General features: G+C 30.0%; 10 protein-coding genes and 1 pseudogene. 10 read left to right on the forward strand and 1 reads right to left on the reverse strand.

What is annotated here, in order from left to right:
* Positions 1–124 precede the first annotated feature (124 nt).
* From F3K33_RS06985 to thiI, 6 genes and pseudogenes are all read left to right on the forward strand, one after another.
* Complete coding sequence (locus F3K33_RS06985; protein ID WP_023974261.1) at positions 125–1,594, forward strand: UDP-N-acetylmuramoyl-L-alanyl-D-glutamate--2,6-diaminopimelate ligase; 1,470 nt, start codon at positions 125–127, stop codon at positions 1,592–1,594.
* 45 nt (positions 1,595–1,639) lie between these two features.
* Positions 1,640–2,860: pseudogene (locus F3K33_RS06990) on the forward strand (dicarboxylate/amino acid:cation symporter).
* 444 nt (positions 2,861–3,304) lie between these two features.
* Positions 3,305–4,129 carry a RelA/SpoT domain-containing protein gene (locus tag F3K33_RS06995; protein WP_011968644.1) on the forward strand — a complete coding sequence of 275 codons (825 nt, stop codon included), beginning with the start codon at positions 3,305–3,307 and terminating at the stop codon, positions 4,127–4,129.
* A gap of 65 nt (positions 4,130–4,194) precedes the next feature.
* The gene (locus tag F3K33_RS07000; protein ID WP_039772072.1) at positions 4,195–5,070 is read left to right on the forward strand and encodes an NAD(P)-dependent oxidoreductase; all 876 of its coding nucleotides are present in this window, start codon (positions 4,195–4,197) and stop codon (positions 5,068–5,070) included.
* A 228-nt stretch (positions 5,071–5,298) separates the two neighbouring features.
* Positions 5,299–6,447: a cysteine desulfurase family protein gene (locus tag F3K33_RS07005; RefSeq protein ID WP_011968646.1), complete on the forward strand. Its 1,149-nt coding sequence runs from the start codon at positions 5,299–5,301 to the stop codon at positions 6,445–6,447.
* Positions 6,447–7,604: a tRNA uracil 4-sulfurtransferase ThiI gene (gene thiI / locus F3K33_RS07010; RefSeq protein ID WP_023974258.1), complete on the forward strand. Its 1,158-nt coding sequence runs from the start codon at positions 6,447–6,449 to the stop codon at positions 7,602–7,604. The genes F3K33_RS07005 and thiI overlap by 1 nt, the downstream gene beginning before the upstream one ends.
* Before the next feature lie 66 nt (positions 7,605–7,670).
* Here thiI and F3K33_RS07015 read toward each other — a convergent pair whose 3' ends face one another.
* Positions 7,671–8,420, reverse strand: a complete 750-nt coding sequence (locus tag F3K33_RS07015) for a YoaK family protein (RefSeq protein WP_011968648.1) — start codon at positions 8,418–8,420, stop codon at positions 7,671–7,673.
* A 270-nt stretch (positions 8,421–8,690) separates the two neighbouring features.
* Between F3K33_RS07015 and hisZ the strand changes: the two genes are divergently transcribed.
* The 4 genes from hisZ (at position 8,691) to F3K33_RS07035 (ending at position 12,926) form a co-directional block, all read left to right on the forward strand.
* The gene (gene hisZ / locus F3K33_RS07020; RefSeq protein WP_039772074.1) at positions 8,691–9,836 is read left to right on the forward strand and encodes an ATP phosphoribosyltransferase regulatory subunit; all 1,146 of its coding nucleotides are present in this window, start codon (positions 8,691–8,693) and stop codon (positions 9,834–9,836) included.
* Between the two features lie 2 nt (positions 9,837–9,838).
* Positions 9,839–10,468, forward strand: a complete 630-nt coding sequence (gene hisG, locus F3K33_RS07025) for an ATP phosphoribosyltransferase (RefSeq protein ID WP_011968650.1) — start codon at positions 9,839–9,841, stop codon at positions 10,466–10,468.
* Positions 10,469–10,600: 132 nt separating this feature from the next.
* The gene (hisD, locus tag F3K33_RS07030; RefSeq protein ID WP_039772076.1) at positions 10,601–11,899 is read left to right on the forward strand and encodes a histidinol dehydrogenase; all 1,299 of its coding nucleotides are present in this window, start codon (positions 10,601–10,603) and stop codon (positions 11,897–11,899) included.
* Complete coding sequence (locus F3K33_RS07035) at positions 11,886–12,926, forward strand: pyridoxal phosphate-dependent aminotransferase (RefSeq protein WP_023974256.1); 1,041 nt, start codon at positions 11,886–11,888, stop codon at positions 12,924–12,926. Before hisD ends, F3K33_RS07035 begins: the two co-directional genes overlap by 14 nt.
* Positions 12,927–12,960 lie beyond the last annotated feature (34 nt).

The following is a 12,960-nucleotide window of genomic DNA, read 5'->3' on the forward strand; positions in this document are numbered from 1 at the left end:
AACATATATATTAAAATCATAAAGCACTTTTTGCAGTATATCAAGCAATATATGCACTATTTAATGCGAAAATGTTGTATATAATGAAGATATAAGAAGTTAAGTAATTCTTGGAGGAATAAAAATGAAGTTATACAATTTATTAAAAGATTTAGATTACGAAATAATTAGCGGCAGTGTTGATATAGATGCTAGGAGTGTTAGTTATGATTCTAGAAAAGTGAAAGGAGGTTCAGTGTTTATCTGCATAAAGGGGGCTAATGCAGATGGTCACGACTATATAGATGAAGCAATAAAAAGTGGCGCTTTAGCAATAGTGATACAGGAAGAAATTAAAATAGATAATGAAAATATAACAGTAATAAAAGTAAGAAATACTAAGTTAGCTTTAGCAAGTATAGCTAACGTGTTTTATAATGAACCTTCTAAAGAAATTAATTTGGTTGGAGTAACAGGTACCAACGGAAAGACTACAGTTATACATTATATAAAAGACATATTGGAGTCATATAAAAAAAGAACAGCTATAATAGGAACTTTGGGATATGAATTTAATAAAGAAAAAGCAAGCATACAAAAGGTTAATCCTACAACACCTGAATCATTAGAATTACAAGGATTATTTAGGGAATTTATTAATAAAGGTGCTGAAAATATTGTAATGGAAGTCACTTCGTCTGCATTAGCAAAACAGAGAGTTGAGTATTGTGATTTTAAAGTTGGAGTATTTACAAATCTATCTCAAGATCATCTTGAAGAACATGGAACAATGGAGAATTATAAGAATGAAAAGATAAAATTGTTTAAAAAATGTGAGCTAGGAGTTATAAATCTAGATGATGGAATAGCAGAAGAAATTATACAAAAGGCTAGTTGCAAGATTTTAACTTATGGAATAAATAAAGAGGCTGATATTAGAGCAACTGAGATTAGATATAGAAATGATTGTATAATATTCAAAATCAAATTTAGGGACATAAAATGGCGCTGGTGGTGTATTACAGATGTAAAAGTAAATATTCCTGGAAAAATAACCGTATATAATGTTTTGGCTGCTATAGGAGCTTGTATAGGTCTTGGCATGGATATGGGTGACATTATAAGCTGTTTATCTAATCTAAAACATGTTCCGGGAAGACTAGAAATGATAAAAAATAATTTAAATAAAAATATAATAGTTGATTACGCACACACTCCGGATGCGCTAGAAAGACTATTAATGATGGCAAGAGAGACGACTAAAGGCAAACTTATTACTGTATTTGGTTGTGGTGGAGATAGAGATAAGAGTAAGAGAAAAGTAATGGGAATGGCGGCAGGAATTTTATCAGATTATTGCATAATAACATCAGATAATCCAAGGACAGAAGATCCGATAAAAATAATTGAAGACATTGAAGAAGGAATGGAAGTCATAAATTCAACTTATGAGAAAATTGTTGATAGAAAGAAAGCTATTGAAAAAGGATTAAAACTTTTGAAAGACGATGATTTATTAATAATAGCAGGAAAAGGGCATGAAGATTATCAGATAATAGGTAAAGATAAAATATATTTTGATGATAGGGAAATTGTTAGGAAAGCTCTTGGATAGTGCTAGTATTTATAATTTAAGCATCAAAATTTAGGGGTGAGAAAATTGAGATTTTTAAAGAACTATAAATCGTCATTGATTCTAGTGTTATCGATATTATTAGGCGGGGCGATAGGTATTATCATGGGAGATAAAGCTAAAATATTTGCTCCACTAGGAAATTTATTTTTGAATTTAATATTTACAATGTTAGTTCCTATAGTATTCTTTAGTATTGCTTCCGCGATAGCTAATATGGATAAATCAAAAAGGCTCGGAAGAATATTTATAATAACATTGATTACATTTGGAATTACTGCAATTATTTCAGGCATAATAGGAGTAATTAGTTTCAAAATGTTTAATCCAGCAGTTGGGTTGGATCCATCAATGTTTAATAATCTAATGACCACTAATAGTATAGATACACCTAAAAGTGTAGGAGTTTTAGAAAAGATTGTTTCGAGTATAAGTGTAGGGGATTTTTCTGAACTTTTATCCAGAAATAATTTGTTAGCACTAATATTATTTTCTATATTAATAGGTTTTGGAACTATGATTTCTAAGGAACAAGGCAAGGCTTTTGCGTCATTTTTAAGCAGTGGAGCTACAGTGACAATGAAAGTTGTAAATATAATTATGTATTATGCACCAATTGGACTTGGAGCTTATTTTGCAAATGTAATTGGATAATTAGGAGGACAAATATTAAGTGGGTATGCAAAAATATTTATACTATACTTGGTTGTCTCCATAATATACTTCTTTGTATTCTTCAGTATATATGCTTATATAGCAAGTAGAAAAGAAGGCGTGAAATTGTTTTGGAAAAATGCAGCAGAACCTTCAATAACTGCATTAGCAACATGCTCTAGTGCTGCCTGCATACCAGTAAATATAAAAGCAGCTAAAAATATGGGGGTATCAGATACCTTGGCTAATATAATAATGCCTCTTGGAGTTAACATTCATAAGGATGGTTCGGTGATTGGGGGAATATATAAAATAATGTTCTTGTTTGCTATATTTGGCAGAGACATAAATACTATTAGTTCCTTATTTCCTATATTAGGAGCAGGGCTTCTCATTGGTGCAGTAGTTGGGGCGGTGCCAGGAGGTGGGGCGATTGGTGAAATGCTCATTTTAAGTATATTTGGATTTCCACAGGAAGCATTAGCTATAATGCTTGTAATAGCTACAATAATTGATGCACCAGCGACATTATTAAATTCATCAGGAAATACTGTCTGTACAATGATAATATCAAAATTTATAGACAAGAAATAGAACTGAAAAATTTGCTAAGAATTAAATTAGAAGCTGGATAGCATATTCTTTACAAGTATTTTGCATACAAAAATTTGGGCTATAATAAACAATTTACATTTATATACCTTGAAAAGGACTATTTCATAGAAATTTAATCTAAACTATTAGTTATTATAAACCATATAATTTTAATAAAAAACTTCAATCTTATTTTGGTTGAAGTTTTTTGAAATAATTTTTAATTAAGGCATATGAAAGAAAATAACAAGGTCAAAATGCTATGATTATTTTTCATCAGGCAAGAAAGTAGAGTGGGATAATAGCAAGCTAGTAGGGCAATCTGCTGATGCAGCATGATGGAAAATAGATGTGGCAGATGGATTTGTTATTTTTTGATTATGCCTAATGTAGTATAATCTATATAGTATCGAAATTAATGGAATTTATAGAGGAGTATGCAGAATGAAAAAAAGTTTTAACATAGATATATTTTTGGAAAAATATCCTCAGGCTAAAGAAATAATTTCTAAAAATAATATTAATATTGAAAATCTTAAGGAAATCTACGAAGACTACATAAATTATAAAACTTCTTATGAAAGCCAGGCTGCATTTATAGCAAACATTTTACGATCGCAGAGAATGGTGCATTCTGTTAAATCAAGGATTAAAGATCCTGAGAGATTAATAGAAAAAGTTATAAGAAAGACAGAAGATAGAAAAAATAAATACGGAGATGATTTTGAATTTACAGTAAATAATTATAGAAACGAAATAAATGATTTAATAGGAATTAGAGTTATACATATATTTAAAGACCAATGGCAGGGGATACATGATTTTATAATAAAAACTTGGAATGTAACTGAGATTACTGCAAATGTAAGAGAAGGAGATAATATAGATGTTTTTGATGATCCTATTATAGAAGTAAGGTCAAAAGCCTCTGGATATCGATCAGTTCATTATTTAGTTGAATTTTATCCAATCAATGAAAAGGTAATAGCGGAGATACAGGTTAGAACAATTTTTGAGGAAGGATATGGGGAAATAGATCATAGGTTAAGATATTCCCATAATGAAATTCCGGAAATACTTAAGTCCAACTTAATGCTCTTTAATAGAATTGTAGGAAGTGCTGACGAAATGGCATCATTAATAAACAATTTAAGTAAAGAGTGGGGAGATAAAGAAGTTTATTATAAAACAATAATAAAAGATCAGGAAGCAGAAATTAATAGATTAAAAAGTAAAATGACATGGATTGACGTAGAAAAAGATTCTTAATACTAATTTTAAGAAGTTAAATATGAGGATACAAAATATTATAACTAAAAATGGAGGAGTTTGAAGTGAAGACAATTGGATTTATAGGTGTAGGTGTAATGGGAAAATCTATGGTTAGAAACCTAATGAAGAAAGGATATGAGGTATCTATTTATACAAGGACAAAAGAAAAAGTTCTTGATGTTATAAATGAAGGTGCTAAATGGTGCGACGATGTTAAAAGTTGTGCAAATAATAGAGATGTCATAATAACAATTGTAGGATATCCTAAAGATGTAGAAGAAGTTTATTTTGGGGAAAATGGCATTTTAGAGAATGCTAAAAAAGAGTCTTGTATAATTGACATGACTACTACAAGTCCGAAGCTTTCTATAAAAATTTATAATGAGGCTAAAAAGAGAGAAATATATGCTTTGGATGCGCCAGTATCAGGAGGAGATGTAGGTGCAAAGAATGCTACATTATCTATAATGGTTGGTGGAGATTTAGAAGTTTTTGAAAAACACAAAGATGTTTTATCTGCACTTGGAACCAATATAATTTATGAAGGAAAAGCTGGGAATGGACAGCATACTAAAATGGCAAATCAGATAGCTTTAGCTGGTGCGATAGCTGGAGTGTGCGAAGCAATTACGTATGCAAAAGGAGCAGGATTAGATGTTCAGACCATGCTTGATAGTATAAGTGAAGGTGCAGCGGGAAGTTGGCAAATGAAAAATATGGCTCCTCGTATGTTAAAAGGAGATTTTGACCCTGGTTTTTATATAAAACATTTTATTAAGGATATGAATTTAGCAATAGAAGAGTCTACGGATAATTCCATAAATTTAGGCGTATTAAATGAAGTGCTAAAAATGTATAAAACATTAGATAACGATAATTTGGGTGATCTAGGAACTCAAGGTCTTATTAAATATTACGAAAAGTATAGCAAAAATTAATACTAAGAAATTATCCCTTATTAATTTTCTCTCTCTATCAGAAGCAGTAAGTAAGAAATTCTTATTTACTGCTTCATTTTATATATTTAAAAAAATACTATGCAGGGATTATTTTTTTGTTATAATAAAACATGTATATTACATAGTAAGTTTATAAGATAATAAGGGAAGAATATATTTTATAATTGATCTTTAGACGTTTATAAACTTGAAAGGAAGAAGACTTATATGGAAGTTTATTTTGATAATAGTTCAACAACAAAGCCGCTTGATGAGGTAATAGATGAAGTGAGTTTTGGTATGAAGGAATTTTACGGAAATCCGTCTTCCTTACATAATTTGGGGTTGAAAAGTGAAAGAAAACTTAAAGAATGCAGAGGTATATTAGCTAAAACTATAAACGCAAGTGAAAATGAAATACATTTTACTTCGGGTGGAAGTGAAGGAAATAATTTAGTTCTAAAGGGGCTTTTGAAAAGCGGAACTCATCTTATTACAACTCCTTTTGAACATGCTTCTATTTTGAATACTATAAAGAAATTAGAAGAAAATAATATTAAAGTAACATTTTTAGAGATAAATGAAGATGGTAAGATTAACTTAGAACAGCTAAAAAAAGCTATAACTAAGGAAACTGTATTGGTTTCAATAATGCATGTAAATAATGAAGTTGGAGTAATCCAAGATCTAAAAGAAATAGGAGACATAATAAGAGCAAGTAGCAATAGAACTAAATTTCATGTTGATGCAGTTCAAAGCTATGGTAAATTACCTATAGACGTAAAGAAAATGAATATAGATTTTCTAACAGTGAGTGCTCATAAATTTCATGGACCTAAAGGTGTAGGATTTATATATATAAAAAATACTAGTTCTTTATCACCGTTGATAGAAGGTGGATCTCAAGAGTTTGGAATAAGAGCGGGTACACAAAATATATCTGGAATTATGGGAATGGCTTTAGCTTCTAAGATTTCAAATGATAATATGAAAAAAAATTACGAAAAGGTATTTCAAATAAAGAAAAAATTCGTTGATAAATTAAGTAATATCGATAATATAAAGATAAATAGTCTACTAAATAATGATTTTTCACCTTATATATTGAATGTTTCTTTTAGAGGTGTAAGAGGCGAAGTATTGCTTCATTATTTAGAGGAATCAGGAATATATGTGTCTACAGGATCAGCGTGTTCTTCTAAGGAAAGAGAGAGAATTGGTGGTAGTTATGTGTTAAAATCTTTAGGATTAACTAAGGATGAAATATCAGGAGGAATTAGATTTTCTTTTTCGGATGATAATGATGAATCAGAGATAGATTATGTAGTAGACATTTTAGAAAAAGGACTTAAATTTTTAAGGAGGATAAAAAAATAATGAGAGAACTTATTTTAGTAAAGTACGCACCAGAAATATTTTTAAAGGGGTTAAACAGAGGTAAATTTGAAAGAAAATTAAGAGATAATATAGCTAAAAAACTTGATGGGATAAAAGCTGAATTTATACACGATAGTGGAAGATATTTTATAAAAACTGATGAAATAGAAGAAAGTATTAATAGGATCAGTAAAGTTTTTGGGATACTTGAAGTATGTTTAGTTAGAGAAGTTGACATAGATTTTAATAGTATACAAGAGGTTGCGTTAGAAAAGGTTAGACAATCAGAAGGAAATACTTTTAAGATTATTACAAATAGAGCTAATAAAAAATTTGAATTGAATTCTATGGAAGTTTCAAGGAAAGTAGGAGCATATGTTCTTACTAATTTAGATGGAGAAATAAATGTTGATGTTAAAAATCCAGATATTTTAATAAATATTGAAATAAGAAATAATTATGCTTATGTTTGGGCAAATACTGATATAACAAAGGGCGCAGCAGGTCTTCCGTATGGAATGAATGGTAGTACAATGTTAATGTTATCTGGTGGTATTGATTCCCCAGTGGCAGGATACATGATGGCTAAAAGAGGTGTTGAAGTAAGTTGTGTTTATTATCACAGTCACCCATATACATCGGAAAGAGCAAAGGATAAAGTTAAAGATTTAGCGAAAATATTAGCTCAATATACAGAAAAAATTAATTTGTACATAGTTCCTTTTACAGATATTCAAATGGAAATTATAAATAAATGTAGAGAAGATGAACTTACAATAATAATGAGAAGATTTATGATGAGGATAGCATGTAAACTTGCAGATAAGTATGGAATAAATTCAGTAAGTACGGGAGAAAGTATAGGCCAAGTTGCAAGTCAGACTATGGATGGTCTTATTGTAAGTGATAATTGTGCTGATAGACCAGCATTTAGGCCGTTAATTGCAATGGATAAAACAGATATAATGGAAATAGCAAGAAAAATAGGAACATATGAGACTTCAATTTTGCCTTATGAAGACTGTTGTACAATATTTGTTCCAAAGCATCCGAAGACAAATCCAAAACTTGATGCAATAATGAAAGAAGAAGAAAAATTAAATGTGGATGAATTAGTACAAAAATCAATTGAAAATATTGAAGTTGTAACATTTTAGAAAAATACCTCAGGTTTATTTTACCTGAGGTATTTTTTTATATAATTTAAATATTTTAATGACATTCTAAGTTACACTTGTTATTTGTTCTTTGTTGTTATGATCAAAAATATATTTATCAAAGCTAAATAAGCCTACTGAAATAATTAATATTACTACGGCGAACCAAATTGATTTGCCACCAACGTGTAAAGTTAAGATTCCGCCTAAATAAGCTCCAACAATAAAGAAAAAGATTATAACTAAGTAGCGAATACTTTTGAAAGCAAGTTTTTTATCTTTTTCTATAAATGCTTTATAAGCAGCTTGAGATGCGGAACGCAAATTACCTGTGCACATAGCTGTACTATATGGAGAGTCAATTAGTTTTCCAAAAGATGCGATTTGAACTGATGACACAAATGAAATTGGAACTGTTACAAATATGTTAGGGACTGTAGTTGGTATAAATCCTATAATAAAAAGCACAATAATTTCAATAATTAAAATTATACGTTCCGCATTTGTAGCAAAAGTCATTGATGGAACTTTAATATCTTTTATCCTTTCGGTAAATATCACCCCAAGCACGAATGCTAAAATAGGCAGTAAAGCTGTAATTGCTTGGCCAGGATTTCTCTTCGTAAGAGCTATTCCAAGTAAAACAAGGTTACCAGTCTGAGCATTAGCAAAAACTTCACCTCTGCAGACAAAGGTGTAAGCATCTAAGAAACCTCCAACAATTGCAAGGAGAATACCAAGACGTACTGATTCAGAAGTTTTGGTATGGATGTGCATTTTTTTTATTGCGTTTAAGTGTATATCTTTAGTAATCAATGTAAAAAGTCCCCTTTCAATATATTTCCAGTATTAAAAATACTTTTACAAATAAACTATTATATTATAACACTAATTTCTATATAGTTAAAATTAAGGATATAAGAATATTTAACATATAACTTATAAATAACTATATAAAGGTTTTTGAAATGATTGACATGGTAGAAAAAATAAGTTATCATAAATTAAATGATAATTTAGCACGCTAAACTGATAAAACGATAAAACAATATAGAGATTAAGCAATAAGAATAGGTGGGGTGGAAAATGAATAAGAAGAACATACTTCCAGAAGGAACAAGGGATTTAGTATTAGATGAATGTGCAGTAAAACGTATTTTAGAAAAAGACATTGATAAACTTTTTGAAAAATGGGGATATAAAGAAGTTATAACACCGACGCTGGAGTTTTATGAAACTTTCAACTATAATTCGCAAACTTTAAGAGAAGAAGATATGTACAAGTTCTTCGATAATAGGGGTCGTATATTAATTTTGAGGCCAGATATGACAATTCCAATAGCAAGAGTTGTGGAGACTAAGCTCAAAGATGTAGAATTACCAATAAAGCTTAGGTATACCTCGAATGTTTTTAGAGTTCACGCAAGTCTTGGAGGAAAGAGGAATGAATATACAGATTGCGGTGTTGAATTTATAGGACTTGAAGATGAAAAATCTGATTTAGAAATATTAGTATTGGCATTAGAAGCTTTGAAGAAATTAGGATTAAATGATTTTAAGCTTGAAATAGGAAATATCGGTTTTTTTAATGGGGCATTTAAAAATTTAGAAATAGAGCAGGAATATAAAGAGGCTATTGCGCAGTTTATAGAAGATAAAAACATAAAAAGTTTGGAGGATTATTTAGAGAATTTAGATATAAAGGAAGAGTATAAGGCATTTTTTAATAAGTTGCCTTGGATGTTTGGGGATAAACAGATTTTGGAAGAGGCTAAAAAGTTAGCATTTAATGAAGAGTTAAGAAAAAATCTTGATTATCTGGAGGCATTATACCAGGAACTAGATTTGTTGGGCTATGGTAAAAATGTGACATTTGATTTAGGAATGGTTCCGAGACTGAATTATTACACAGGAATTATTTTTAGAGGTTATGGTGAAGGTGTTGGCAATACGTTACTGAGAGGTGGGCGATATGATAATTTAATTGAGCTCTCAGAAAAATGTGTTCCAGCAGTAGGATTTTCGATAGATATTGATGCTGTGATTCCAACTGTAAAGTTCAATAAAATAGCAAGTGAAAAGGAAAATATATATAAGATATACTATAATAAAAATACTAGAATTGAAGCTATTAAAAAAAGTGAAGAGCTTAGGAATCAAGGGTATATCGTTGATTTATTACCAAATGAAGATATGAAAGAAATAAAAGTAGTTAAGGGTGGGGAATATTAAAAATGAGCATAAGCATAGCATTAACAAAGGGAAGATTAGAAGAAGAAACCATAAAGATCTTAGATAAGGCGAAATTTGATCCTTCAGAATTAAAAAGCAAAGGTAGAAAACTTGTGTTTAAAGATAAAACGCAGGATATAAATTATTTTTTGGTAAAGGCAGCAGATTCAATAACTTATGTTGAACATGGGGTAGCTGATCTTGGAGTAGTTGGAAAAGATACTATTTTGGAAAGTGATAACAATTGCTATGAAGTTTTGGATTTGGGATTTGGAAAGTGTGGATTCATAGTAGCATCATTACCAGAAAGTGATATTTTCAAAAAAGTTGGTCATATAAAAATAGGAAGTAAATATCCAAAAGTTGCAAAGGATTATTTTAAAAAGAAAGGGATGGATGTAGAAGTTATAAAAATAGAGGGATCAGTAGAACTTGCACCAATATTAGGCCTATGCGATGGAATTGTGGATATCATGGAAACTGGAACAACTTTAAAGGAAAATGGTTTAGTTGTTATAGATAGGATTTGTGAGATAAGTGCTAGATTGATAGTGAATAAAGCTAGTTTTAAAATGAAGCAGAATGAAATATGGGATTTTATAGATAGGATTAAGAAAGTGATTAATAATTGACAAAATTCGTGAGATGTTGATAAAATTGATTATGATATCTTGAGTAATTAACAAAAAATAATAAATAAAATTTAAAGAGTATTTTTTGTTGTTATTACTTTTTTATCAAGTCAAAGGGGGGCTATTAATTATATGTTAAATTTAATGGAGATTACCGAGAGTAATAAAGAAAGCTTAATTAGTGAACTTAAAGGTAGAGTTACAGAAACGGAACAAGAGATAATCTCAAGTGTAAATAGTATTCTATCAAGAGTGAAAAAAGATGGGGATAAAGCTTTATTTGAACTTACGAAGTCATTTGATAAGGTTGAACTTAAAACTTTAGAAGTATCAACTTTTGAAATTGATGAATGTTTTAATAAAGTGGAGAAAGAGTTCATTGAAGCATTAGAAGAAGCTAAAGCAAATATAAAAGAGTATCACGAAAAACAAAAATCAAATGGATTTTTAATGACAAAAGATAAAGGAGTATACCTAGGGCAGAGAGTATTGCCTTTAGAAAGAGTTGGAGTTTATGTTCCAGGTGGAACTGCTGCTTATCCATCATCAGTGCTTATGAATGTAATACCTGCAAAAGTAGCAGGAGTAGATGAAATTGTTATGGTAACTCCACCAGATAAAAATGGAGGAATTAATCCATATATTGGAGTGGCTGCAAGAATAGCAGGAATTAATAAAATATATAAAGTTGGAGGAGCACAAGCTGTTGCAGCTTTGGCTTATGGAACAGAGAGCATTAAAAAGGTTGATAAAATTGTTGGACCAGGAAATATATTTGTTGCTACTGCAAAGAAATTAGTATTTGGAGAAGTTGATATAGATATGATTGCAGGGCCAAGTGAAATATTAGTTATTGCTGATGAGAAATCTAATCCGTGTTTTGTAGCAGCAGATTTAATGTCACAGGCAGAGCATGATAAATTAGCATCATCAATATTAATCACAACATCAAAAGAATTACACAAGAGAGTTGAGATGGAGTTGGAACGACAAGTAAAGACTCTTGAAAGAGAAGAAATAATAAGAACTTCCCTTGAAAATTTTGGAAGTACAATAATTTGTAGAACAATAGAAGAATGTATTGACATTTCTAATTCTATAGCTCCAGAGCATTTAGAGCTAATGGTAGATGATCCAATGAAATATTTAGGTATGGTTAGAAATGCAGGGTCTGTATTTTTAGGAAGATACTGTCCAGAGCCTATAGGAGATTATTTTGGGGGAACAAATCATGTATTACCTACAAGTGGCACAGCAAGGTTCTTTTCACCGTTATCAGTTGATAGTTTTATAAAAAAATCTTCTTTCATTTATTATTCAGAAGAAGCACTTATGGAAAATGGAGAAAAAATTATAACATTAGCAAGCAAGGAAGGACTTACAGCTCATGCTAATTCTGTGAAAGTGAGATTAGAGAATGGGAACGTATAATGAGTATATAAATTCGTATGATGAGTATACAATAAATCTAGATAGCAATGAAATTTATCTAGAGATGGACCCAAAGATACTAATGAAAATGAAATCTTGCTTAACTAATGTACTTTTCCATAGGTATCCTACAAATGAGATGACTACCATTAAAGAATTATATGCAAATTATGCAAATATAGAGAGCAAAAATATAATTGTAGGAAATGGGTCTGATGAAATGCTTGAACTTGTTGTAAGTAAGGCTATTAAAAATGGAAAGAAGGCATTAACTCTAGGACCAGATTTTACAATGTATGATTTTTTTGTTTCAAGATTTGGTGGAGAATTAAAGAAATATGATATAGGGCAAACTATGAATTTTAATGTTCAGGAATTTATAAATATAGGAAAACAAGAAGCCGTAGATTTAATTATCTTTTCAAATCCCAATAATCCTACTGGAATTGGAATAGAGTTAGAAGATATAGTTAATATTTTAGAAGTTTTTAAAAATACTGTTGTTCTTGTAGATGAGGCTTATTATGAATTCTACGGAAAATCAATGATTCCATATATAAATAAATATAAAAACTTGGTTGTTACAAGAACCTTGTCAAAGGCTTGGGGGCTTGCATCGTTGAGAGTAGGATTTTTGATAACTCATGAGAGTAATATTTCTGAATTATTAAATTATAAAATTCCATATACAATAAGTTCGTTTTCGCAAAATCTGGCCTCAATGGCTTTGAGATACCCAGAAAATGTTGTTAAAAATGCAAAACAAATAGTTAAACAAAGAGAAGAATTATATGAGAATTTAAAAGAGGTTGAAAAAAATGCCGCAATGAAAATACAATTCTATCCGTCAAAGGGAAACTACATCTTTGGACGAACACCTCATAAGGAAGCTCTTATTAAGGGACTTGAGAGTATTGGGATAATAATTAGAAATTTTAATGATGACAGTTTCAGAATTACAGTTGGTTCACCAATGCAAAATAGGAAAGTAGTTGAAGGAATAAAAAAGATTTTTATATATGTATAAATACTTGGCATGTTTAGGAAAATAATAAGTTGGT

This window comes from Clostridium beijerinckii, from assembly GCF_008705175.1.
In the GTDB taxonomy this organism is placed as follows: domain Bacteria; phylum Bacillota; class Clostridia; order Clostridiales; family Clostridiaceae; genus Clostridium; species Clostridium beijerinckii.

Excerpts from the sequence above, each read along its gene's own strand:
- hisG (WP_011968650.1), top strand. The coding sequence starts at position 9,839 with ATGAGCATAAGCATAGCATTAACAAAGGGAAGATTAGAAGAAGAAACC.
- hisZ (WP_039772074.1), top strand. The coding sequence starts at position 8,691 with ATGAATAAGAAGAACATACTTCCAGAAGGAACAAGGGATTTAGTATTA.
- thiI (WP_023974258.1), top strand. The coding sequence starts at position 6,447 with ATGAGAGAACTTATTTTAGTAAAGTACGCACCAGAAATATTTTTAAAG.
- F3K33_RS07035 (WP_023974256.1), top strand. The coding sequence starts at position 11,886 with ATGGGAACGTATAATGAGTATATAAATTCGTATGATGAGTATACAATA.
- hisD (WP_039772076.1), top strand. The coding sequence starts at position 10,601 with ATGTTAAATTTAATGGAGATTACCGAGAGTAATAAAGAAAGCTTAATT.
- F3K33_RS07005 (WP_011968646.1), top strand. The coding sequence starts at position 5,299 with ATGGAAGTTTATTTTGATAATAGTTCAACAACAAAGCCGCTTGATGAG.
- F3K33_RS06995 (WP_011968644.1), top strand. The coding sequence starts at position 3,305 with ATGAAAAAAAGTTTTAACATAGATATATTTTTGGAAAAATATCCTCAG.
- F3K33_RS06985 (WP_023974261.1), top strand. The coding sequence starts at position 125 with ATGAAGTTATACAATTTATTAAAAGATTTAGATTACGAAATAATTAGC.